Genomic DNA, 24198 nt, shown 5'->3' with positions numbered 1-24198 from the left:
CTACAAAGGAAGCGCCATGTAGAACTGCGAGCCCTGCCCCGGCCGTGAGTAGACGCCCATCCTTCCGCCGTGCAATTGCACGATTTCCTTGCACAACGCCAGGCCCAGGCCTGCGCCACCCTTCTTGCGACCGACCTGAACGAAGGGTTCGAAAATCCGCCCCTGTTGGCCGTAAGCGATGCCTTCGCCGTTGTCCTCGACGCTGATAATCACTCGCTCACCATGTCGGCGTGCTTGTAAGCGGACCTGGCCGTGCCGCGCGGTATGGCGTAGCGCATTGGCAATCAGGTTATCCAGCACCCGTTCCAGCTGTGGGTGGTCGACTTGTAGCCTGGGTAGCTGTGTTTGAACCTCCACCAACAACTCGATGTCTTGCTCGTGGGCTTGCTCTGCGAAGCGAGCTTGAGCGTGTTCGAGCAGTTCATCGATGGCGCAGGGCACAAGGGTGAGCTTTTGCAGGCCGTTCTGATAACGTGAGAAGTTCAGCAGGTCGTTGATCAGTTGCATCAAACGCTGCATTTCTTCGTTGACGGTGTTTAGCAGGTCGGCTTCGCGAGAGTCATCAGCAAAATGCACGCGTTCCTGAAGTAAGCCAAAGGCCATGTGCATACCGGTGACCGGTGTGCGCAGCTCATGTGAGGCACGTAACACGAATTCACTTCGGACCCGTTCGAAGGCCCGCTGTTCGGTGACGTCATGCAGCACCATGACCGCGCCAAGAATGTGCCCGTGGGTGTTGTGGCTGACCGGTGTCAGGCTGTAGGTCAGCAGCCGCGATTCGCCATCAACCTCGATACTCAAGTCCTCAGGCGCCCGTTCCAGACTGCCGCCACGCAGGATCAGCTGCAGTTGCTCATCGAGCTCCGCGCGTTCAAGGGCGGTGCCCAATCCCTGACCCAGACGATCTTTGTCCCAGCCCAATTGCCGTTGCGCTACTGGGTTGAGATGTTCCAGACGGCCCTGGCGGTCGATCATCAGCAAGCCGTCATCGATGCTGTCGAGTACCGCTTGCAAGCGTTGCTGGCCGGCGAGTAACTCATCGACGTTGGTGGCCTGATGCTGACGCAGGGCTTCGGCCATGATCCCGAAACGGCGGGTCAACAGGTTCATTTCCGCCACCGCCGATATGGGCAGCGTCACCTCGAAATTCCCTTGACCGATATTGTCCGCAGCCTTGGCTAACGCCTCGATAGGGGCACCGAAGCGTCGGGCAATGCCGTGGGCAGTAATGAATCCGATGATCAAGATCGCCAATCCCACCAGCCCGAGCAATCCTGAGATCAATAGTGCGCGCTCGCGAGTCTGGTACTGGGCTTCATTGATGCTATCCAGTGTCAGTTTGTGTTCGGTGATCAGGCCGTTGCGCAGCACATTGAATTTTTCGGTCAGGTTATGGTTGCCGGTCAGGCTGCCCGAGAGATCCCGAGAGTGGCCGAATGCTTCGAGAAATTTCAGGTAGTCAGCTCGGGCCTGGCTGAAGCCGGTGTGCTGGCCACCGGTGCTTTGCTCGTGCTGGATGCCTTGATCGAGCAGCTCGAAGTAATGTTGCCTGGATGCCTCCAATGCCGCCAGGTCAGGTTTTTCGTTGAGCATGATGATCAACTGGTCGTCCAGGGTCTGTCGCAGTTTGAGTCCCAGATCAAGGGTGATGAAGTCGTTGTGGATCAGCGAATCCTGGGTACTGGCCATCTGTATGATGCCCATGAGCCCGAGCAGAAGCCCAAGCAGGGCAACGGTGATCAGCGCCGAGATACTCAGAAACAGCCGAGTATGCAGTTTCATCGCGAGCTTCATGGGGCGCCGCTCATAGATTGTACTGTTTGCGTTTTCGGTACAGCGTCGAAGCATCGATGCCGAGGGTTTTGGCGGCTTGATCAAGGGTGTCGCTAGTGGCCAGCACTGCGCCGATATGGGCTTTCTCCAACTCGTCCAGGCTTAACGCCGCACCGATCCGCGGAGCGTTGCTGGTCGCTTGTTCGGCCATGCCCAGATGGCTGATTTCTACCCGTTCCTGAGGGCAAATTATGCTCGCGCGCTCGACCACATTGCGTAGTTCGCGGATGTTGCCCGGCCAGCGATAGTTGAGCAGTGCTTCGCGCGCTTCATCGCTGAAGCCGCGCGCCGGGCGCGCGTATTCCTTGACGAAGCGGGCCAGAAAGCGATCCGCCAGGGTCAGAATGTCTTCACTGCGCTCACGCAGCGGCGGCAGGTGCAAGGTGATGACATTGAGCCGGTATAGAAGGTCCTCACGAAAACGTCCGTCACGGACCATGTCTTCGAGATTGAGGTTGGTCGCGGCGAGGATGCGCACGTCCGCGCGACGGGTCACCGGGTCGCCGACGCGTTCGTATTCCTTGTCCTGAATAAATCGCAACAGTTTGGGTTGCAAGGTCAGCGGGAAGTCGCCAATTTCGTCGAGGAACAGTGTCCCGCCATCGGCCTGGTTGACCCGTCCGAGGGTGCTTTCGCTGGCCCCGGTAAAAGCCCCGCGGCTGTGGCCGAACATCTCGCTTTCTATCAGCTCGGCGCTCAGCGACGGACAGTTGATGGTGACGCAGGATTTCTTCGCGCGTTTGCTCCAGCCATGAATGGCTTGGGCCAGCTCGCCTTTACCGGTGCCGGATTCGCCAAGAATCAGAATGTTGGCATCGGTACCGGCGACCTGGCGTGCGGTTTCCAGTACCACTTTCATCGCCGGGCTGTGAGAGTCCAGGCCGTCCCTGGATTTGCGTATTTCCCCTTCGAGCGCTTCCAGGCGCGCCGAGAGCTGGCGCATTTCCAGTTGCTTGGCAGTGGCAAGGCGCAATTGGTCCGGGCTGCAGGGCTTGACCAGGTAATCCGCGGCACCGGCCTGGATCGCATCGACTGCGGTATCCACCGCCGAGTGGGCGGTGACGATCACCACACGCATCCACGGTGCTTGAATGCGCATCTGCGCGAGCACATCGAGGCCATTGTCTTCACCCAACCGCAGGTCGAGGAAACACAGGTCAAACACCTGACGTTGTAATAAGGCGTCGGCTTGGGCTGCGCTGTTGGCAGTGGCTACGGTATAGCCTTCGTCTTCCAGGCAGAAACGGAAGGTGCGCAGGATGGCGGACTCATCATCTACCAGAAGAATACGGCCTTGATGTTCCGTGGCTGATTCCATTTCCCACGCTCCATTAGTGAGTCATCTTATTTAGTCCCGGAAAAATCGGGCAAGTTGCATGGTCGATTCTGATTGATTCCACTAGATGCAGGTTAGCGACCTATTGATTTGTTTATAACATGCTGATTAATAATGGTTTTATGTAGAGGCCTGATTGCTCCTTGACCCTCCCTTCTGACATCCACCGCTATCTTCCGGCTCCAGGGCTTTTCAATTCCCTCCCTATGGATCGTGCATTACGCACGACCCATAGGGAGTCATCGTGCAAGATGCGTTTGAAAGCACTTTTGTAACGTTTATAACCTACTGATTTTGTTTAACTTATTGTGAAATTAAAGCTGGCATGCAGGCTGCAACAGTTTGAATAGCCAAAGGCGCTATTGAAGGGCGCCTTCTTCCGAATGACCACCCGTATGGGAGGAGCTTGAGGATGAATCGCCAACGTCTCGCCCAAATGCATATTTCGCTACTGCATATACAGCAAGGGTTGTTTGCAAGTTTGGCACTGCTTGTCATGCTCATTGGTGGTCAGCAGTTTCAGCGTTGGGGTCAGAGCCAGCAGGAAATGGCGCTGCGTTTGCCACCTCATTACACAAACCAAATGCATTTCAGCGCGCTCAGCAGCCAGTTTGCTGACTCTGCCCCAGTGCACCTGATGGGTGTTGACCAGGCACAGGCAGTAGTTGAATCCATCCCTCAGAAGCGTTGGGTGTTTTAGGCATAAGACCGGCGTGGGGGAAGCTGCACCAGGAATCGCGATACAAGCAACACTCCATTAGACGCGTAAGGAGAATTGTTATGTTGAGCTGGGCAATCACATTCTTGATCATTGCCATTGTGGCTGCGGTGTTGGGCTTCGGTGGCATCGCGGGCACCGCCACGGGTATCGCCAAAATTCTCTTTGTCGTGTTCCTGGTGATGTTTATTGCGTCTTTCTTCTTTGGCCGTCGCGACCGAGGTTGAAGACCGAGGTTGAATACGAGCGTTTTGTTAAAGACACCGAGTTCTGCTCTGGAAAGAGGCCCTGGCTTCTTTCTATTTGCGCCACCCGATGAAGGCAGGCGTATGACCAAGGGGTCGGGACGTTCTGATTGATGTGGAATCGGAGTGACCTAGGGGTACAAGGGGTGCCTCCGTAAGGGCCGGGTCAGAAAAAGCTGCGCCGCAAGTTCACGAGTCGTTGAGGATTTCGCGGACCTGCGGCGCGCTTGAACACGCAAAGGCTTGTTCTAGAGCGATCCGCTGGATCCTCATGCGCTTATCCCCTGAAATGTCCTCTCTGCGTTTTTCTCAACCGTTTTACGGTGCTTTATCGCGACCGTATATCGAGAAACTCGTCTTTTATTCGGGCTCTGTTTTCGCTCCTAGGCGTAGGAAATTTCCCGGATTTCGTCGTTATTCATGCCGCCAATAAATCCCGCATATCGCCTGTAATGGCCGTCTCATGGCGCTTATGACTTCTTTAGTGTCGTATTCGAACCGGTTGGGACGATGGGTTTGTTCAAAAAAGCTCATGCCGATTCGGCATAGGGTAGGCGTTTACAGCATTAGACGCGCCTCTCTTGCATCGGAATAGTTGCGCCTTTTTCCGCCAGCCAGAGAGCCGTAAATGCTCGCTCGCGGTGATTTTTTACGGGGGTAGATGCACAGACTTTTCCGCACTTGAGCGTTCCAGTTCGCGCATCTTCCCGAGTCCACTTATAAGAAAGGGTAATGATATGAAGAAGGCAAAGCTTAGCCTCGCCTGGCAGATCCTCATCGGTCTGGTTTTGGGGATTGCAATTGGGGCGCTGCTCAACCATTTCAGTGCCGAAAAAGCCTGGTGGATCAGCAACGTCCTGCAACCGGCGGGCGATATCTTTATCCGGCTGATCAAAATGATCGTGATTCCGATCGTGATCTCCTCGCTGGTCGTCGGTATTGCCGGCGTGGGTGATGCGAAGAAGCTCGGGCGCATCGGTCTCAAGACCATCCTTTACTTTGAAATTGTCACCACCATCGCCATTCTGGTGGGGTTGGTGCTGGCCAACCTGTTTCACCCAGGCTCGGGCATCGACATGAGCACCCTGGGTACTGTGGATATCTCCAAGTACCAGGCGACCGCAGCCGAGGTTCAGCATCAACACGCGTTCATCGAAACCATCCTCAACCTGATTCCATCGAACATTTTTGCCGCCATGGCGCGTGGCGAGATGCTGCCGATCATCTTCTTCTCCGTACTGTTTGGTCTCGGTCTGTCGAGCCTGCAATCGGATCTGCGCGAACCGCTGGTGAAGATGTTCCAGGGCGTGTCGGAAAGCATGTTCAAAGTCACCCACATGATCATGAGCTACGCCCCGATTGGCGTTTTCGCACTGATCGCGGTGACTGTTGCCAACTTCGGTTTCGCTTCCCTGCTGCCGCTGGCCAAGCTGGTGATCCTGGTCTACGTGGCAATCGCCTTTTTCGCCTTCGTGGTACTGGGCCTGGTTGCTCGTCTGTTCGGCTTCTCGGTGATCAAGCTGATGCGCATCTTCAAAGATGAGCTGGTACTCGCCTACTCCACTGCCAGCTCGGAAACCGTGCTGCCGCGAGTGATCGAGAAGATGGAAGCCTACGGCGCGCCGAAAGCCATTTGCAGCTTCGTAGTGCCGACCGGCTACTCCTTCAACCTTGACGGTTCGACCCTGTATCAAAGCATCGCGGCGATCTTCATCGCGCAGCTGTACGGCATCGATCTGTCCATCAGCCAGCAATTACTGCTGGTGCTGACCCTGATGGTTACCTCCAAAGGTATCGCCGGTGTGCCGGGTGTGTCCTTCGTGGTGCTGCTGGCGACTCTGGGCAGTGTCGGCATTCCATTGGAAGGTCTGGCGTTCATCGCGGGTGTCGACCGCATCATGGATATGGCCCGTACTGCGCTGAACGTGATCGGCAACGCCCTCGCTGTATTGGTCATCTCCCGTTGGGAAGGCATGTACGACGACGCCAAGGGCGAGCGCTACTGGAACTCCCTGCCGCACTGGCGCAGCAAGGAGCCGTTGCCCAAGGGTGAAGTCTCCAACAGCTAAGCTCCTTCGAGCCACGCACCTACAACAAACCCCGGGAAACCGGGGTTTGTTGTTTCTGGTATCTGACCGCTATTATTCGCCGCATCTTCTGGGGGATTTAACTGATGCTCAATGGCCTATGGCTTGGCTTCTTCATCGTGGCTGCCGTTTCGGCACTGGCGCAGTGGTTGATTGGCGGTAATGCCGGGATCTTCGCGGCGATGGTGGAAAGTATCTTCGCCATGGCCAAGTTGTCGGTGGATGTGATGGTTCTGCTGTTTGGCACCCTGACCCTCTGGCTGGGCTTTCTGCGGATCGCCGAAAAGGCCGGGATCGTCGACTGGCTGGCCAAGGTGCTGGGTCCACTGTTTCTGCGCCTGATGCCGGAAGTGCCCGCTGGCCACCCGGCCATTGGTTTGATCACCCTGAACTTCGCCGCCAATGGCCTGGGCCTGGACAATGCGGCCACGCCGATCGGCTTGAAGGCCATGCGCGCCTTGCAGGAGCTCAACCCCAGCACGACCACGGCGAGCAACGCACAGATTCTGTTTCTGGTGCTGAACGCGTCATCGCTGACCCTGCTGCCCGTAACGATCTTCATGTACCGCGCGCAGCAAGGTGCTGCCGATCCAACACTGGTATTCCTGCCGATCTTGCTGGCCACCAGCGCCTCGACCCTGACGGGTTTGCTGTCGGTGGCAATCGTGCAGCGCTTGCGGCTGTGGGACCCGGTGGTGCTGGCTTATCTGATTCCGGGTGCGCTGGTGTTGGGCAGCTTCATGGCGTTGCTGGCGACGCTTTCCTCCACAGCTCTGGCAAGCCTCTCGTCGATTCTCGGTAATCTGACGATGTTCGGGCTGATCATGCTGTTCCTGGTGATTGGCGCGCTGCGCAAGGTCAAGGTTTACGAAGCGTTCGTCGAAGGCGCCAAGGAAGGCTTTGATGTCGCCAAGAACCTGCTGCCATATCTGGTGGCGATGCTCTGTGCGGTAGGCGTATTGCGGGCGTCGGGGGCGCTGGACTTTGGTCTGGACGGGATTCGTCACCTGGTGGCATGGGCCGGCTGGGACACGCGATTCGTCGACGCGTTGCCGACGGCGATGGTCAAACCCTTCTCTGGCAGCGCCGCTCGGGCAATGCTGATCGAAACCATGAAAACTCAGGGTGTGGACAGCTTCCCGGCACGGGCGGCGGCCGTCATTCAGGGCAGCACGGAAACCACCTTCTATGTGCTGGCGGTGTACTTCGGTGCCGTCAACATTCAGCGGGCTCGCCACGCCGTGGGCTGCGCGCTGCTGGCTGAATTTGCCGGTGTAGTGGCGGCAATCGGGGTGTGTTACTGGTTCTTTGGCTGAACCGGAAAGCGAAAGCACACATGCCCCCGCAGCAGCTGCCGAAGGCTGCTACAAGGGGCTTGTGCCGCTCTTGATAACCAGAGCATGTCTCTGCCCCTGCTCTACTGCCCAGCTAATTACCTGGCCAGTCAGCTTGTCGCTGGCCTGACCGAAACCTGCGACCACCGCCGGGACTTTCGGATCGCTCAGCGGTTGACGCACTTCAAAGCGGCGGCTGGCGATGATCCGTTGATCATTGCCGCGCACCAGTCGTGCATCCAGGCGAACCACCACTTCCACGGCGCCACCCTGATACTCGGTCTGAAACGCCTGCAATTCCCCGCCTAACTCAAAATCAGCCTGCAGATTACTGTCGTCGGTACTGAGCAACTGCACCCGTCCGTCATGTTGAAAGGCGTCGAGCAGACGGTTGCGTAACAGGATTGGCGCCGGGTCGCTCCAGCGTGAAGCCTTGTAGCTGCTGATCAGATCGCCCTGTGGCACGACGGCAATTTTCGGACTGTTCAAGGTTTCGCTGGCTTGCGGTTTGGCCAGGCGCAATGACCATGGCAGCGCACTGCCGCGAGGCGTCGGTGTGCTGCTCTGCGCCGTGGGTAGCCGATAGACATCGGCCGGTTCCGACTTGGGCAGGATCGAGCAGGCGCCGGTCAGCGCGAAGCTGGTGATCAGTGTGAGGTGGCCGACTACACGGCAGGCGAGCTTCATGGCGTGAACTCCTTGTTCTTGTCGCTGCCCAGCAGGTAACCACTGGGGTTGGCTTCCAGACGGTTGGAGATAGCTCGTAGCGAATTCAGGGTCTCGCGCAGTTCACGCACGGCCGGGGCCAACCCGTTCAATCCCTGCATACCGTTGTTGAGCGAGTCCTGATTGTCTGTCAGCAGTTTGTTGATGGTCGCGCTGCTCTGCTCCAGAGACTGCATGGCCTGTTTGGCACTGCCGAACATCTGCTTGCCTTGATCGTTGAGCAAACCGTTGGCATTGCGCATCAGTGTGGTGGTTTGTTCCAGGGTGGCACTGGCCTGTTTTCCTACAGAAACAAGCTGCTGCATGGTCTGGCGAATGTCTCCACGCTGATCGGCGATGGCTCCGGTAGTTTGCTCCAGATGCTCGAGAGTGCTGCTGATGCGCTCAACGTTATCTGGCGACATCATTTGGTTGGCGTTGTTAAGTAGCAAGTTGACGCTGCTAATCAGGTCATCGCTATTGGTCAGCAGCCGGGCAATCGGCGACGGCGAGGCGACGATCTCCGGCAGATTACCGTCGTGCCCTCTGAGTTCGGGGCTTTGCGGCGTACCACCGCTGAGCTGGATGATTGAGGTGCCGGTGATCCCGGTCAGGGCCAGTTTGGCCTGAGTGTCTTCCTTGATCGGGGTTTCGCCGCTCAGACGGATTCGCGCCAGCACCCGACGCGGGTCTTTCGGGTCCAGTCGCAGCGAGATCACGTCACCAACCTTGATTCCGCTGTACTGCACCGGGCTGCCCTTGGACAAGCCGCTGACCGCCTCATTGAAGACGATCTCGTAATCCTTGAATTCGGTGTCGACACTGGATTTGGCCAGCCACAGACCGAACAGCAAGGCGCCTACCACCACAATCACGGTGAACAGGCCGATTAATACATGATGGGCTCGGGTTTCCATGTCATACCTCGTTGAGCTGTGAAGCTGCTTGGAATGCCGCGCGGCCGCGAGGGCCATGGAAGTATTCGTGAATCCAGGCGTCGTCGGTCTCGGCGACTTTGTCGATGGCGTCCGCCACCAGCACTTTTTTTTGCGCCAGCACCGCGACCCGGTCGGTGATGGTGTACAGCGTGTCGAGGTCGTGGGTGACCAGAAACACGCTCAGGCCCAACGCATCGCGCAGGGTCAGGATCAACTGATCGAAGGCGGCGGCGCCAATCGGGTCGAGACCGGCAGTCGGCTCATCGAGAAACAGGATGTCCGGGTCCAGCGCCAAGGCCCGGGCCAGCGCCGCGCGCTTGATCATGCCGCCGGACAGCGAGGACGGGTATTTTTCCGCGGCCGACAGCGGCAGACCGGCCAGCGCGAGTTTCACCGCTGCCAGGTGTTCGGCGTCGGGACGGCTCAAACCCGCGTGCTCGATCAGCGGCAGCGCAACGTTTTCGGTGACCGTCAGCGAGGAAAATAACGCGCCCTTCTGAAACAGTACACCCAAGCGCCGTTCCACCCGCGAACGCTCGTGTTCTGGGAGGTTCGGCAAATCCTGGCCAAACACCCGCACCGATCCTTCGCTGGGCCGACGTAGACCAATGATGCTGCGCAACAGCACGGACTTGCCACTGCCGGAGCCGCCGACCACGGCGAGAATCTCGCCCTTGTACAAATCCAGGTCGAGATTTTCATGCACGCTCTGGCTGCCGAAGCGATTGCACAGCCCACGGACCTCGATCACCGCCTCGGCGGGCGTACGGGGTAAACGACTCACCAGCCCATCTCCATAAAGAACAACGCGGCCACGGCGTCGAGAACAATCACCACAAAGATCGACTGCACCACACTGGAGGTGGTGTGAGCGCCTACTGATTCGGCACTGCCACTGACCTTGAAACCTTCCAGACAGCCGATCGCTGCGATCAGGAAAGCGAAGATCGGTGCTTTCACCATCCCGACCAGAAAGTGCTGAATCCCGATATCCGATTGCAGCAGTGAGAGAAACATCGCCGGCGAAATACCCAGCGAGAGCGCACAGACCACTCCGCCGCCGACAATGCCCGAGAGCATCGCCAGAAAGGTCAGCATCGGCAGCGCCACGAGCAGCGCCAGAACGCGGGGCAGTACCAGCAGCTCGACGGGATCGAGGCCGAGTGTACGAATCGCGTCGATCTCTTCGTTGGCCTTCATTGAGCCGATTTGCGCGGTGAACGCACTGGCTGTTCGCCCGGCCATCAATATCGCGGTGAGCAATACGCCGAACTCCCGCAGGAAGGAGAACGCGACCAGGTCCACGGTAAAGACGCTTGCACCAAAACTGGCCAGCACTGTGGCACCGAGAAAGGCCACTACCGCACCCACCAGAAAGGTCAGCAAGGCAACGATAGGCGCCGCGTCGAGGCCGGTCTGCTCGATGTGCGCGACCGTCGGAGTGATGCGCCAGTGCTTGGGCCGCAACAGGTTGCGCACCAGCGTTTGGAGGATCAGACCAATAAAGCCCAGCAGTTGCAAGGTGTCCTGCCAGACCGCGTCGACGGCGCGGCCAATTCGAGTCAGCAGTTGGATGCCGACACTCACCTCAGGTTCTTTGACCGGTACACAGAAGTCAGTCAGCGAGCAGTAGACGGTTTGCAGCAGCGCGCGGTGGGCGGAGGACAGGCTGCAATCGGGATGTTCGGTGGATTTGCCAAGCCGTTCGGCGCCCAGCAGTTCTACCAGCAGCGACGCTCCGGCGGTGTCGAGCGCGCCGAGGTTATTAAGGTCGATGTGGGTAGTGTCGTCGTACTGGCCGTGAAGATCATCGGTCAGTCGCTTGAGATCGGTGTAATGGGCAAGCGTCCAGTCGCCCGTGACCCGCAGCCTCGCAGGGGTGTTCGACGTATCCAGTTGGGCGTTGCCGGCCATCGTGCTACTGCTCATAAGCTCTGTGCTTGTTCGGCTATTACACAGTGCTACGTAATAGCACGATCACGGTTACTTTGCCTCGCCAGGCGTCTCGACGCCTTGGCCTTTGTCGGTCACGTCAAAGCGCAATACGCCGATCATCTGACCGTCTTCGGTCAGCACGCGAACCTGCCAGCGGCCAACCGGATTGTCCGGAAAGTTCTGTTTGTGGGTCCAGGCCCGGTAGCCTTCCTTTCGCCCACCGTGAATATCCAGGGCGATGCGGTCGACCTCTTTACCCTCAAACTGCCAGACGTGGTAAATCCGCTCGTCCAGCCCCCGTGGCGCGTTGATCGCCGTGTAGGCATACAGACCGCTGCTGCGCACCTGGCTGGCGCTGACTTCGTCCAGGTCGTCGCCTGGGGTTCTGCCCTGGAGTTCAGTGCTGATCGCCACCTCGGTCATCCACAGGGTCGCCGGTGGCACCCAGGAGCGCAGCAGCCAACCGGCGCCGCCGATAGCCAATGTTATCCCCAGTAACATCAGCCCTCCGCGCCAGTTGCGGATTGGAAAACTCGACGCCAGGCTCGGGAAAGACAACAGCATGGCGATGCCCAGCGCCAGCATGAAGCTTTGAGTGGTGGTCAGGTGCACAATGATCGGCAACGCCGTCAGCAACGCGGCAAACAACGTCAGGGTGTGCAGTGCCAGAAACAGCCAGCGGCGTGGTGCCAGCCATTTGTAATACAGCGGATCGGTAATCGAAATCAGTGCCGCTGCGCCGAGCAGACTGGTGAATACCAGTTGCCCGCTGTTCCAGGTGGTGGTGATAAAGAAGAACGGCAGGACGAAGAACAGACTTTCCTGATGGATCATCTGCGTCGCATAACGCAGCAAGGGTTGCGGGATCTCGCGCTTGAAAACCTTGGTGAACAGCTGGGTGAGACTGTTTTCCAGCATCAGCCAGACCCAGCTCACCAGCATGATGGTTGCGATCCAGGTCGCCAGGCTTTGCTGGCGATCCACCAGAATGAAGCTGCCGATCCCAGAGATAAAACCGCCGAGTGCTATCACTCCTGGATAGCGCTTCATCAGCTCCAGCATGCGCTGTATGTAAAGAGTCCAGTCAGGCATTCGGCGGTTCGCAGTCTCAAGGGAAAAATCCCCGACAGAATAACGTCTTAGCTGCGTCTAGAGCGGATCTGTTTGCGATAGAACCGCCCGCCGAGCAGTAACGTCATCAACAGAGCGAATATGCCTGCAACCAGCCCGCTCAACGCGTCATAACTGAGCAAGGGCTTCTCGATGCGCAAGTAGCCGGGCTGGTTGAGCAACTGGCGCATGGCCTGGTTGGCTTGCCCCAGGCTGACTGCTTGCAGACGTCTGGCCGGGTCGGCAAAACGCCCATCCTCGTAATTGCCCAGCGCGCTCCAGTAGTAATCGGCCAGAGCGCTATTGCCTTGCACTGCCCATGCCTGACGGGCAACGGCGGCCTGCTGCAGGCGAGCGAAGGTGGTGGGGTCGAGTCCGTCCTTGAGCAGGCGGGCCTTCATGTCATTGAGCACTTGCTCAGCCTGCGGCAGATCATCGCGCTCCAGGTCGGCGTTCAGGCTGAAAAAACCGACGCCACCGAACACTTCGCGTTCGCTCCAGGGGCCGTAGGACAGCCCATGGTCCAGGCGCAGTTGGCGATACAGCTCCCAATCCAGGTAGTCCTTGAGCAGGTCGAAGGTTTCGTCGGGTTGGTTGTCCAGTACTGGCTCGGGGAATAGCCAGTGCAGTTTGGCGCCACCACCGACCCAGCCCTGGATCAAGCTGCGCTGCGGGGCAGCTTTGGTCTGAATTTCGGGCAGTGGCAAGTGCTCGCTGGGGTCGACCGGATCCAGTTGACCATAGGTGCGTTCCAGATACGCCGGCAGCAGGCGGTCAAGTTCGCCGACGACAATCAGGGTCATGTTGTTGGGGGCGTACCAGGCTTTGCGCAGTTGCTCCAGTTGTTCGCGGGTCAGGTGGTCGACCTCGGCCCGCTCGGTGCATTTGAGACCGAGTTCCACCGCCAACTGATTGCTGGCCTTATGACCCAGGTCCTGGCGGTCCAGCCAGCGCTGCAGGTGCGAATAATGACCGCCATCTTCACGTTCGACGACTTGTTTGGCGGCAGTGATGGCAGTGTCGTCAATCTCGGTGCGGGTCAGCAGTGCCAGTAACAGGTCGAGGACTTTGCGTTGGTTCTTCGCTGGGGCTTCGATGACGAAAGTGGTGTCGGCGTTGCTGGTGTAGGCGTTCCATTCGCCGCCCAGTGCCTGCATGCGTTCTTCCAGCCCGCCCTCACCGCTGGCATCGATGCCGCTGAACAGCAAGTGTTCGAACAGGTGCGGGAGCTCCTTGTTGGCACAGCTGAAATCATCCAGGCCAACGCCGACTACCAGACGAATCGCCACATGGCCGCGTTCGCTGCCGGGTTTGAGCAGCAATTGCAGGCCGTTGGGCAGCAGATAGCCCTCGACCTGGAAACGATCCAGGGCAATAGAATGGGTTGAGCCGAGCAACAGAAAAACGAACAACAGGCAACGCATGACGGGCTTCCTGGCGGGGTAGGAGCTGCCGAAGGCTGCGAACGATCCACGAAACGGTCGCGCTTTCAGTTTTAACTGACTTCTACCAAAGCCAGACGTTCAAGGCGAATGTGTGATGTCAGCAACATCGTCCACCGCCAGCGCTCCGGTGTCGGTGGTCTCCAGCACCGCATAGGCGCTGCTGCAGAACAGCGAATTCAGACGCTTCATGTCTGCAATCAACTCCAGATGCAGCGAACTGGTCTCGATGCTTTGCACGATCTTGCGTTGCAGACGGCTGACGTGAGCATGGGCCAGACGCCGCTCCAGCGCGCGGAAGCGGCGTTTTTCACGCAGCAGTTGCCGTGCGCTTTCCTTGTCGGCGCTGAGGAACACCGACAGGCCCAGGCGCAAGTTGGCGATCAGTTGGCTGTGCAAGTCCGCCAGTTCTTCCAGGCCCACATCGGAGAAGGAGCGGCGTTGCGAGGTCTTCTGCTGTTGAACCTTGCGCAGCATGCGCTCGATCAAATCCCCGGCGAGCTTCAGGTTGATCGCCAGCTCGATGATCTCGGCCCAGCGGCGACTGTCCTGCTCGCCGAGGTCCTCGCGGGGCATCTGCGCCAGATACAGCTTGATCGCGCTGTAAAGCACCTCAACGTCGTCGCTCAAACGGCGTACTTCCAGGGTGACAGCGGTTTGTTTACCGCGCAGCACATCGAGCATCGCTTCAAGCATGTTGTCGATCAGGTCACCGATACGCAAGGTTTCCCGCGCCGCGTTGGCCAGCGCCAGGCTCGGTGTGACCAGGGCAGTCGTGTCCAGGTGGCGGGGTCGAGCCAGCCCGTTTGCTTCCGAGCGCTGGGGTAGTAGCCAGCTACAGATCCGTGCCATCGGCCCGACGCTGGGCAACAACAGCAGGCAGCGCACGGAGTTGTAGAGCAGATGAAAACCGATCACCAGCCCTTGAGGTCGGAAGTGCAGAGCGTCCATCCACTTCACCAGCGGAGTGAGTACAGGGATGATCAACAGCAGGCCGATCAGCTTGTACAGCAGACTACCCAGTGCCACTTGCCGGCCAGCGGCGTTCTGCATGCTGGTACTGAGGAAGGCCAGCACACCACTGCCAATGTTCGCTCCGATCACCAGGCCGATGGCCACTGGCAAGCTGATCACGCCCGCGCTGGCCAAGGTCGCCGTCAGCAGGACCGCCGCAAGGCTGGAGTAGGAGATCATCGCAAATAGCGCGCCGACCAAGGCGTCGAGCAGGATATCGCCGGTCAGGGAGGCAAATACTACCTTCACGCCTTGCGCATGGGTGATGGGCACAGCGGCTTCGACGATCAGTTGCAGGGCGAGGATGATCAACCCCAGACCGATGCCAACCCGCCCCAATTGTCCGACGCGGGTCTGTTTACGCGACAGAAAGAAAATCACCCCAAGAAAAATCAACAGCGGCGACAGCCAGGACAGGTCGAGGGTCAGTACCCGCGCCATTAACGCTGTACCAACGTCGGCGCCCAGCATGGTCGCCAGCGCAGGTGTCAGCGCCATCAAGCCTTGGCTAACGAACGAGGTGACCAGCATGGCCGTGGCGTTGCTGCTCTGGACCATGGCGGTTACCAGAATTCCGGCGACAAAAGCCAGCGGGCGCCTGGACATATTCTGGCTGATCACGTGGCGCAGATTCGAGCCGTAGACCCGCAGGATGCCGGTTCGGACGATGTGCGTGCCCCAAATCAATAAGGTCACGGCGGATAGTAAATTGAGCAGGGTCAGCATGCTGGGGCCCCTGTGGTGAATAGCGCCCCAAAGGGGCAAGTCGACGGTGCCGCGCGACGTCTTACGTTCTGTACTTAAGCTGTAGCTGGCTAAGGTGTTGGACGCCAGCATCGCATAGCTAAAGAGTCGATTGAAACAAAACTGTCATTAATTCAGCTTCTTTTGTGACAGCGTGCAGGCGCAAAAAAGGGGCTCGAAAGCCCCTTCCTTAACTGCGCGCTCTCAGGTTATTGACCCGGAATGTCCTTGCGTAGTTTCACGGGATCTTGTTGTTTGCGCTTTTTCGCGATGGCAGTACGCATCTTGATGTTGATCGCTTCCACCGCCAGCGAGAACGCCATGGAGAAGTAGACGTAGCCTTTTGGTACATGCACATCGAAGGCCTCGGCAATCAGGACCGTGCCGACCACCAGAAGGAACGACAGCGCGAGCATTTTCAGCGACGGGTGCTTGTCGATGAATTCGCTGATGGTGCCGGAAGCCATCATCATCACCAGTACCGCGACGATAATTGCAGCGATCATGACCGGCACATGGGAAACCATGCCGACTGCGGTGATCACTGAGTCCAGGGAGAAGACGATGTCGATGATCGCGATCTGAATGATGGTGTAAAAGAAATTACCGCCCTTGCCTGTCGGCTCGCCGTCGGTTTCATCTTCGCCCTCCAGCGCGTGGTACATCTCCTGGGAGCTTTTCCAGAGCAGGAACAGGCCACCGAAGAACAGGATCAGGTCGCGACCGGAAATACCCTGACCGAAGACCACGAACAGATCAGCCGTGAGACGCATGACCCAAGTGATCGACAGTAACAACAGAATCCGCGTGACCATGGCCAGCGCCAATCCGAAAATCCGCGTGCGCGCCTGCATGTGCTTGGGCATGCGGCTGACCAGGATCGAGATCATGATGATGTTGTCGATGCCCAGGACGATTTCCAGGGCGGTCAGCGTAAAGAAGGCAACCCAGATTTCCGGGTTGGTCAGCCATTCCATGTGTATTCCTTTGAGCGAGTGTTAAACCGCGCCGGGCCATGCTTCGAGAATCGAAGTTCAGGCCCGGCGCGGTGAGTCTTGGGCCTATAGAGTGCTGAACAGCGGAAAAATCCCCATCAGCAAAGCAGCGAACATTATGCATAGGCATACCAGCACTGCCCACTTGAGGGTGAAGCGCTGGTGATCACCGAATTCGATTCCGGCCAGCGCCACCAGCAGATAGGTCGACGGCACCAGCGGGCTCAGCAAGTGGACGGGTTGACCGACGATCGAAGCACGAGCCATCTCCACAGCCGTGATGCCGTAGTGGCTGGCGGCTTCGGCGAGAACCGGTAATACGCCGTAATAAAAAGCATCGTTGGACATGAAGAAGGTGAACGGCATGCTCACCAGCGCAGTGATCATGGCGAGGTACGGGCCGAGTGCGTCCGGGATCACCGACAGCAAGCTTTTCGACATCGCGTCGACCATGCCGGTGCCGGACAGTATGCCCGTGAAGATACCCGCGGCAAAAATCAGCCCGACCACTGCCAGTACGCTACCGGCGTGGGCCGCGACGCGGTCCTTCTGTTGCTGCAGGCATGGGTAGTTGACGATCATGGCGATACTGAAGGCGACCATGAACAACACCGGCAATGGCAGCAGACCGGCGACCAGTGTGCACATCAGCGCCAGAGTCAGTGCGCCGTTGAACCAGATCAGTTTCGGACGACGGGCATCCGGGAACTGCGAAACGCTGATTTCGCTGTGGTCGATTTCGTCACCATGCAGGTGCAACTCACCCAGACGCGCACGTTCGCGTTTGCCGTACATGTAGGCAATGACCAGGATCGCCACGACACCGGCGAGCATCGCCGGGATCATTGGAACGAAGATGTCCGACGGGTCGACATGCAGGGCGCTGGCTGCGCGAGCAGTCGGGCCGCCCCACGGCGTCATATTCATCACGCCGCCGGCGAGGATGATCAAACCGGCCATGATCCGCGGGCTCATGCCGATGCGGCTGTAGAGCGGCAGCATGGCGGCCACGCAAATCATATAGGTTGTGGCGCCATCACCGTCCATGGACACGATCAGTGCCAGTACCGCGGTACCGACCGAGACTTTCAGCGGATCGCCCTTGACCAGCTTGAGGATCTTGCGCACCGCCGGGTCGAACAGTCCGGAGTCGATCATCAAGGCAAAGTAGAGAATGGCGAACATCAGCATCACCCCGGTCGGGGCTAGTTTGGTGATGCCTTCGAGCATCATCGGGCCGATTTTCGGTGCAAAACCACCGAATAAGGCGAACAGGATCGGGACGATGATCAACGCGATCAGCGCCGACAGGCGCTTGGTCATGATCAGGAACATGAACGTGATGACCATGGCAAAGCCAAGGAAAGTCAGCATAGGAATACTCCAGGCGTAGCGCGGCTAGGGAATGGCGAACCGATTGGGGTCAGCGCAGAACGGAAAGCACGAGGCGTACGGGGGGAGTTGGGGCAAGCAGGCGGGTCGCAGCAAACATCAGAATCACCATTGTTGTTGTTAATTGGGCCGCATGAGGTCGAAACGCTCGCTTTGGCCAACCGGTCTGGTGCCGGCAGTGAGGGCGATCCTAATCGTGGAAGCTTTCAGCCAGCTTTCGCTGATGAAATGACTGACGAGTTGTATGTCGGACGTATCCAGGACTTGTAGCAGCTGCCACCAGGCTGCGTTCGGCCGCGAAGCGGTCGTAAAATCAGGCACCGCGGTTTTTCAGGTTAACCGTGGAGGCAGGATTTACGACCGCTTCGCGGCCGAACGCAGGCTTCGCCAGTTGTTACAGGGTTAAGGCAGCTCCAGCCCGCCAGCTGCCTTGTGCAACGCCCGCAAATGCTCGCCTACCTGCTTGAGATTGGTCTCATTCGCCGCAATCTCCGCCGCGCGGCCGGGCTCGAGCAAGGCTCGGACTTCTTTATCAAGATCGCCGGTCAAGGCTTGCAGCTGCTTCTGACGCAGGCTGCTCTCCGATTCCAGCCGCTTCCACTCACTGACCTGAGGCAAGCCATAACCGCTACTGCCTAGCAGTTCGGCCGGTCGGCTGAGGAAGCCGCTGTTAGCCAGGATCTGCTGCAAAGTGCCGCTGGCTTTATCCATGCCGCCATTTTTCAGCTCGCGCGCACCGAGGTAACGCTGTTTGACTTCATTCTGAGCCAGCAGTAATTGCTGACGGAAACTCGCCTGCTCCAGCAGCAGCAAGGCAGCACTGGTGCGCAGGTCGGCCTGATCGAACCATTGGCGGCGTTCTGTTGCGCTCAGCGATAACCAGTCTTCGACGCTGTTCTGCTTGATCGGCAGATGCTTCTTCAACACCTCGAACATTGCCTGATAACGGTCACGGAACGAGTCGAAGCGATAGCCCAGACGCAAGGCCTCGCGCGGGTTGTCCAGCACACTGGTGTCCGCCAGCCCACGGCCCTTGAGCACTTCCAGCAAACCGTTGGGCATGATGCTGTCCAGGCCGGTCAGCTGTGGGTTGTTGCTGCCGCTGCGAAGCAACTTGAGGCTTTCGACCGCGCAGTTGTTGGACAGGAAGAAATAGTTGCCGTCGTAGCTCCAGTGCATCTCGGCCGCATGCTCGACCACGTCTTCGATCTCGCTACGCGACAGGTTGAGAGGCACCGAGGCCAGGCTACGGAGTTCCGTCTTGGTGTATTCGTCGATGACTTGCGCCAGCGGCAACACGAATAGTCGAGACGGATACTTTCCGACCAGACCATCCCAACTCGACAATTGCACGTCGCCAACAAAGGCGCGATAGGACAGCACCAGATGCTGGTCCAGATCCAGTCGGCAGTCTGGCCCACGAGGACGGCCAGGCGCGCAGATCACCAGCCGCAACATGCTATGACCCCAGCGGCTGACCCAGTTCTGGTTGGCTTCGGCCAGTAGATAGTCGACGGCATACACCCGCTCCGGATCGACCTGCCCTAGCGGTTGTTTGGCGAAGTCATTGCCGGCGTTGAGGAACGCGAAAGACTTGGCGCAGGTGTCCCTGGCGGCGGGCGCCCAGCCGAAATGTTCTTTGTAGTAGCGATACAGCGCGGGACGACGACAGGCGTAGCTCGGGTCAAGGAGGAAGTACTCCATGTTGACCGCAACGAACTCTTTCGGATTGCTTGTCTCGTAGATATCCGGGCTGCGGGCGATCTGTCGGTTGTGCTGCTCGCGTTCGCCACGGCGCCCGACGTATTGTGGCCAGCCGGCCAGATCCAGCAGGCGCGGGTCATCACTGAGGGTAAAGCGCCGCGCCGTCTGGCCACGGCATTGGTCCGGGATGCCGATCAGTCCTGAGCTGTTGTTCTGCCGTGTGCAACGCTGGATCAGCGTGCGTTCGGCGTCCGGCCATAAACGCGCGCGATCGTAGATGTGGGTCAGTTCGTGCAACACCGTGGCGAGCATTTCCTGGCGCACGGTGCCGTGGGGGCGATTGGTTTTTTTCGTCGCGGCGGAGCCGTCGGTGAGACCGGCCAGCAGGTTGCGATTGAGCTCAAGTTCGGCCACCAGCGACGCCTCGCCGTAGGCGTTGCCTGGCATGTCGTTGGTCCAGTCAACATCGATGCGGCGGTCCAGTTGTTCGGTAAAACGCGGTGGCAGAGCCTGTACGGCTTCATCGAGCAGTGCCTGGCTGGCGTGTTGCTCAGCAGGGCTCAGACCATCGGTCTTGAGCCGTAATTGCAGGTCGGCCTGGGCCGTGTTGGCCAGCAGCGAAACAACCCCGGCCAGTATCCAGGCGGCGAGCGGCTTCACAGTGCGAGGATGGCTTCGGCGAGTACCTGATCGCTGGCATCGCGGGCTTCAGGTACGCGGGTGCGTAAGGTGTTGAAAGCGGCTTCCAGATGCGCGCCACGGATATCACCATTGCTGGCGACGAAACTGGCCGCATCGTCGTGGGCTTCACGCACGATTTTTGAGTCACGGATGGACGTGGTGGTATCGGAAGTGAAATCGATTGTGCGCCGGGAGGCGCGAACAATCATGTTACTGGTGGCTACCAGGGTGTGCGCCTGGACCGCGTCGGCCAACAGCAGCAGGCCAAGGGTGGCAGCAATCAGCGGGTTGCGCATGGAACGACTCCGAAAAGCATGGGTAATTATTGGACGAGAATTGCCTGTGCCAGTTCAAGGTCACTGGCACGAAGTTTTGGTTGGGTCTTATGGAGGTAAACCAGGGCGGATTCCAGTTGCGCGCCTCGCAGTTGGCCATCACTGGCAATGAAGGCTGCGGCGTCATCCTGTGCGGCGAGTATCAGTTTATTGTCGAAGGGCGCGGACGTCACTTTGCTTGTGGCGTAGCCGCTGACTACAAGGCCTTGCGTGCTGAGGTCGAAGGCATGGACCGAACCTGTCCAGCAGACAGCGATAAATGCCAGGGCGATGAGCAGATCTGAGGGAAAGCGCATGAGGCTCGATAGCTGAAAACGAGCGCCAAGGCTAGCGTAATGCCTGGGTCAGAGCCAGCGCCGAAGGATTGGGACGCAGCGTTTGCGCCCCGCTTCCCGACCTGCGGTCAGATCGCCAGGATGGCCTGGGCCAGCTGTGCGTCGGTCGCATTCAACTGCGGCGCCTGATGGCGAATGTAATCAAAAGCGCTTTCCAGTTTCACACCGCGAATGGCGCCTTCGCTGGCGACGAAGCTGGCAGCGTCGTCACGGGCCGCGAGGACGATCTTGTGGTCACGCAATGACGAAGTGGCATCGGACGAGGCGTCGGATGTGCCCTTGAGCGCGCCGACAACGGCATCAGTGGTGACGATCAGGCTGGAGGCATGCGCATTGGCGGCTACGGCCAGCAGGGCTGCAGCGCTGAGCAGGCGAAAACGGGACATTGGGGGGGTAACTCCTGTGAATAAACAGATAAAAGTGGGGCGAGTCAAAACACCGGGCAGCCACTGCGAGTTGCGTAGTGCCTTGGGCATCAGACGCACGCTCTGCAGTGTTCGCCACGTTCTTGCCGGATATTAGGCCGCACCGTGTCTGTTCGAATAGTCCCGTTTCGTCTGCTGTGTACGGCTAGCGCCAGAATGGTTTATCCAGTTCAGCCAGCCGATCGGAGTGACTGATGCCCAGGTCGGACAGTTGCTGAGCATTAAGCTGGGCCAGCAAGTGTCGGGTGCGGGTTCTTTCCATGCTCCGAGCCAGTGCTGCAAACAGCCGACCCAGGCCACTGGCGAACGAACGCTGTTGAGAGTTGGGTGTCGATGTATCCAGTAGGCGATTCATGGTGCAGTCCTTGCGAGCAGGCCGAGGTACCGGCCCTGGGGCACCATCTTGTTCTCTGGGCGTTGGTGGATACAGATACACCAGCGTTAAATTGTACTTGTTCAATTTAACTTGTTTATTAACTGTATCTGTCAGGAAACAGATCTTCTGTACAGGCTCGATTACAGGTTCTGAAACGACAAAACCCGTCGCAGTTGCCTGCGACGGGTTTTGTTTGTGCAATTCGGGTTGCTGGCGGTGGGCCGGGAGGGCCAGAGCCAGCGACGCTAGCTTAGCGCCAGAACGGCTTGCTCAGCTCTTCGTAGCGTTGAGCTTCGCTAATCCCTGCGTCAGCCAGCAGACGCGAATCCAGGCGAGCCAGTTGATGGCGGCTGGAGATGCGGCGCTGCCACAGCATCAGGTTGGCGATAACGCGAAGAGGCATGGAAGCCTGGGTGTTTACAGCATTGTCTTCGAAGAACAGGTCGGAACTGAGTGTACGTTCCATGGTTGACATCCTTCCGCTTATGGCGGGATTAGGTAGTGGTTTAACTGATGCCAATGATCCTCCTCTTGCGCAAGTCTCTCTAGATACAGTTCACCTGTATTGTGATGGGCCAGTTAACTGTTTATAGGTGCTGTACTGCTCATAATTGAGGCAACTGTACCTGTCTGCACTATTTTGGTTCGTTTTAGGGTGTTGAGCTCTGAAAGGTAGGAGATTTCGGTAGGAAAAGACCGGTACAGCAGTACAGTTTTAGGCGGGTGTTCCTGCAGCTATGAGCAGCTGACGAAATTGCATTTGCGTCAGCTGCCAACTGTATCAATTACACCGCGAGCATTTTCCCGGTTTCCTCCAGGTTGATGTGCCAGCTCAGTGCATCACGCAGGATGTGCGGAGTGTGCCCGCCCACTGCGCAGGCCGCATTGAAGTAGTCGTTCAATGCTTCGCGATAAGCCGGATGCACGCAGTTGTCGATGACCGCCCTCGCCCGCTCCCGCGGCGCCAGGCCTCGCAGGTCGGCCAGGCCTTGCTCTGTAACGAGGATGTCGACGTCATGCTCGGTATGGTCCACGTGGCTGACCATTGGCACCACGCTGGAGATCGCGCCGCCTTTGGCAATCGACTTGGTGACGAAGATCGCCAGGTGCGCATTGCGCGCAAAGTCGCCCGAGCCGCCGATGCCATTCATCATCCGTGTACCACAGACGTGCGTGGAGTTGACGTTGCCGTACAGGTCGAACTCCAGCGCGGTGTTGATGCCGATGATGCCCAGGCGACGAACTACTTCGGGGTGGTTGGAGATTTCCTGTGGACGCAGTACCAGTTTGTCCTTGTAGCGCTCAAGGTTGCCGAACACATCAGTATTGCGACGGCTCGACAGGGTGATCGAGCTGCCCGAGGCGAAGCTCAGTTTTCCGGCATCGATCAGGTCGAAGGTCGAGTCCTGCAGGACTTCGGAGTACATGGTCAGGTCCTCGAATGGCGAGTCGATCAGCCCGCACATCACTGCGTTGGCGATGCTGCCGATACCGGCTTGCAGAGGTCCGAGCTTGTTAGTCATGCGCCCGGCGTCGACCTCCTGTTTGAAGAAGTCGATCAGGTGGTCGGCAATGGCCTGGGTTTCGCTATCCGGCGGCAGTACAGTGGAGGGCGAGTCGGACTGATTGGTAATCACCACGGCGACAATCTTGGCCGGGTCGATCGGGATGGCGGTGCTGCCGATGCGGTCATCAACCTTGACCAGCGGAATCGGTGTGCGGGTCGGACGGTAGGTCGGGATATAGATGTCGTGCAGACCTTCCAGATTGGGATTGTGTGCCAGGTTGATCTCGACGATCACGTGTTTGGCGAAGATCGCGAAGCTGGCCGAGTTGCCTACCGAGGTGGTCGGCACGATGTGGCCTTGCTCAGTGATCGCCACGGCTTCAATCACTGCAATGTCCGGCAGCTTGAGTTGCTGGTTGCGCAGTTGCTCCACGGTTTCCGACAGGTGCTGGTCGATGAACATCACCTCGCCTGCGTTGATGGCCTTGCGCAGTGTGCTGTCGACTTGGAACGGCATACGGCGGGCCAGAACACCGGCTTCAGTGAGCTGCTTGTCGAGGTCGTTGCCCAGGCTGGCGCCGGTCATCAGGCTGATTTTCAGTGGCGTGAACCTGGCGCGTTCGGCCAGTGCGTGGGGTACGGCCTTGGCTTCGCCGGCGCGGGTGAAGCCGCTCATGCCGACGGTCATGCCGTCCTGAATCAGAGCGGCAGCGTCAGCAGCGCTCATTACCTTATCCAACAACGAAGGCAAGCGGATACGATCACGGTACATGGATTGTTATCTCGGGCAACGGAAGCAAGATGCGCAGTCTAGTGATTTCAAAAAAAATCGTCCCGCGACCATGGTCGAATGCCGGGCCTTGATTTAGAGCCTTTGGTCGGTTTTTAGCAGGCAATAAAAAACCCCTGCCTGCTTCAGGCCGGGGTTTGCGGTGTTGCGCGAAAGCAGGGTTTAATCGACTGCCTTGACCATATCTTCGATGACCTTCTTGGCGTCGCCAAAAACC

General features: G+C 58.5%; 23 protein-coding genes. 4 read left to right on the top strand and 19 right to left on the bottom strand.

Annotated elements, in window-relative coordinates:
- Both AC07O1_RS03290 and algB read right to left on the bottom strand, forming a co-directional pair.
- Window positions 1-1794, bottom strand: coding sequence for an ATP-binding protein (locus tag AC07O1_RS03290; RefSeq protein WP_495087903.1), 1794 nt, complete (start codon window positions 1792-1794; stop codon window positions 1-3).
- Window positions 1795-1804: 10 nt separating this feature from the next.
- A complete protein-coding gene (gene algB, locus AC07O1_RS03285) occupies window positions 1805-3151 on the bottom strand; it encodes a sigma-54-dependent response regulator transcription factor AlgB (RefSeq protein ID WP_495087902.1) in 1347 nt (448 codons plus the stop codon).
- 430 nt (window positions 3152-3581) lie between these two features.
- Here algB and AC07O1_RS03280 point away from each other — a divergent pair, with 430 nt between their 5' ends.
- The 4 genes from AC07O1_RS03280 to AC07O1_RS03265 all read left to right on the top strand — a co-directional run bounded on the left by AC07O1_RS03280 (window position 3582) and on the right by AC07O1_RS03265 (window position 7535).
- Complete coding sequence (locus tag AC07O1_RS03280; protein ID WP_495087901.1) at window positions 3582-3869, top strand: hypothetical protein; 288 nt, start codon at window positions 3582-3584, stop codon at window positions 3867-3869.
- Between the two features lie 80 nt (window positions 3870-3949).
- Window positions 3950-4114, top strand: a complete 165-nt coding sequence (locus AC07O1_RS03275) for a DUF1328 domain-containing protein (RefSeq protein ID WP_494991146.1) — start codon at window positions 3950-3952, stop codon at window positions 4112-4114.
- 755 nt (window positions 4115-4869) lie between these two features.
- Window positions 4870-6201 (top strand): glutamate/aspartate:proton symporter GltP, encoded by a 1332-nt coding sequence (gene gltP, locus AC07O1_RS03270; protein ID WP_494991147.1) that lies wholly within the window; start codon window positions 4870-4872, stop codon window positions 6199-6201.
- Window positions 6202-6305: 104 nt separating this feature from the next.
- Window positions 6306-7535, top strand: a complete 1230-nt coding sequence (locus tag AC07O1_RS03265) for a nucleoside recognition domain-containing protein (RefSeq protein ID WP_494991148.1) — start codon at window positions 6306-6308, stop codon at window positions 7533-7535.
- A 48-nt stretch (window positions 7536-7583) separates the two neighbouring features.
- Here the strand turns inward: AC07O1_RS03265 and AC07O1_RS03260 are convergent, their stop codons facing one another.
- The 17 genes from AC07O1_RS03260 to AC07O1_RS03180 all read right to left on the bottom strand — a co-directional run.
- Window positions 7584-8240 carry an ABC-type transport auxiliary lipoprotein family protein gene (locus AC07O1_RS03260; protein WP_495010556.1) on the bottom strand — a complete coding sequence of 219 codons (657 nt, stop codon included), beginning with the start codon at window positions 8238-8240 and terminating at the stop codon, window positions 7584-7586.
- On the bottom strand, window positions 8237-9175 hold the full coding sequence (locus AC07O1_RS03255) for an MlaD family protein (protein ID WP_494991150.1): 939 nt from the start codon (window positions 9173-9175) through the stop codon (window positions 8237-8239). The genes AC07O1_RS03260 and AC07O1_RS03255 overlap by 4 nt, the downstream gene beginning before the upstream one ends.
- Before the next feature lies 1 nt (window position 9176).
- A complete protein-coding gene (locus AC07O1_RS03250) occupies window positions 9177-9980 on the bottom strand; it encodes an ABC transporter ATP-binding protein (RefSeq protein WP_495010557.1) in 804 nt (267 codons plus the stop codon).
- Window positions 9977-11125, bottom strand: coding sequence for an ABC transporter permease (locus tag AC07O1_RS03245; protein ID WP_495087900.1), 1149 nt, complete (start codon window positions 11123-11125; stop codon window positions 9977-9979). Before AC07O1_RS03245 ends, AC07O1_RS03250 begins: the two co-directional genes overlap by 4 nt.
- A gap of 54 nt (window positions 11126-11179) precedes the next feature.
- Window positions 11180-12223 carry a DUF5924 family protein gene (locus AC07O1_RS03240; protein ID WP_495087899.1) on the bottom strand — a complete coding sequence of 348 codons (1044 nt, stop codon included), beginning with the start codon at window positions 12221-12223 and terminating at the stop codon, window positions 11180-11182.
- A gap of 47 nt (window positions 12224-12270) precedes the next feature.
- Window positions 12271-13665 (bottom strand): M16 family metallopeptidase, encoded by a 1395-nt coding sequence (locus AC07O1_RS03235; RefSeq protein WP_495087898.1) that lies wholly within the window; start codon window positions 13663-13665, stop codon window positions 12271-12273.
- A 99-nt stretch (window positions 13666-13764) separates the two neighbouring features.
- Window positions 13765-15423 (bottom strand): Na/Pi cotransporter family protein, encoded by a 1659-nt coding sequence (locus AC07O1_RS03230; RefSeq protein WP_495087897.1) that lies wholly within the window; start codon window positions 15421-15423, stop codon window positions 13765-13767.
- 227 nt (window positions 15424-15650) lie between these two features.
- Entirely contained in the window at window positions 15651-16418 is a 768-nt protein-coding gene (locus tag AC07O1_RS03225; RefSeq protein WP_494991156.1) for a TerC family protein, read from the bottom strand.
- Between the two features lie 84 nt (window positions 16419-16502).
- On the bottom strand, window positions 16503-17810 hold the full coding sequence (locus tag AC07O1_RS03220) for a CitMHS family transporter (RefSeq protein ID WP_494991157.1): 1308 nt from the start codon (window positions 17808-17810) through the stop codon (window positions 16503-16505).
- Between the two features lie 420 nt (window positions 17811-18230).
- Window positions 18231-20192 (bottom strand): DUF7844 domain-containing protein, encoded by a 1962-nt coding sequence (locus AC07O1_RS03215; protein ID WP_495087896.1) that lies wholly within the window; start codon window positions 20190-20192, stop codon window positions 18231-18233.
- Entirely contained in the window at window positions 20189-20509 is a 321-nt protein-coding gene (locus AC07O1_RS03210) for a DUF2388 domain-containing protein (protein WP_494991159.1), read from the bottom strand. Before AC07O1_RS03210 ends, AC07O1_RS03215 begins: the two co-directional genes overlap by 4 nt.
- 26 nt (window positions 20510-20535) lie before the next feature.
- Window positions 20536-20844 (bottom strand): DUF2388 domain-containing protein, encoded by a 309-nt coding sequence (locus AC07O1_RS03205; protein ID WP_495087895.1) that lies wholly within the window; start codon window positions 20842-20844, stop codon window positions 20536-20538.
- Between the two features lie 107 nt (window positions 20845-20951).
- Window positions 20952-21269 (bottom strand): DUF2388 domain-containing protein, encoded by a 318-nt coding sequence (locus AC07O1_RS03200; RefSeq protein ID WP_495087894.1) that lies wholly within the window; start codon window positions 21267-21269, stop codon window positions 20952-20954.
- A 184-nt stretch (window positions 21270-21453) separates the two neighbouring features.
- Entirely contained in the window at window positions 21454-21663 is a 210-nt protein-coding gene (locus AC07O1_RS03195; RefSeq protein WP_495087893.1) for a DUF1127 domain-containing protein, read from the bottom strand.
- 271 nt (window positions 21664-21934) lie between these two features.
- Window positions 21935-22150, bottom strand: coding sequence for a DUF1127 domain-containing protein (locus AC07O1_RS03190; protein WP_495087892.1), 216 nt, complete (start codon window positions 22148-22150; stop codon window positions 21935-21937).
- Window positions 22151-22469: 319 nt separating this feature from the next.
- Window positions 22470-23963: a succinyl-CoA:acetate CoA-transferase ScpC gene (gene scpC / locus AC07O1_RS03185; RefSeq protein ID WP_495010561.1), complete on the bottom strand. Its 1494-nt coding sequence runs from the start codon at window positions 23961-23963 to the stop codon at window positions 22470-22472.
- Window positions 23953-24198: hypothetical protein (locus AC07O1_RS03180; protein WP_495087891.1), on the bottom strand; the 246-nt coding region annotated here is incomplete at its 5' end. The genes AC07O1_RS03180 and scpC, both read right to left, overlap by 11 nt.

It is taken from the genome of Pseudomonas sp. GW821-FHT07G10, from assembly GCF_059418545.1.
This window is presented reverse-complemented; position numbering and strand designations above follow the sequence as displayed.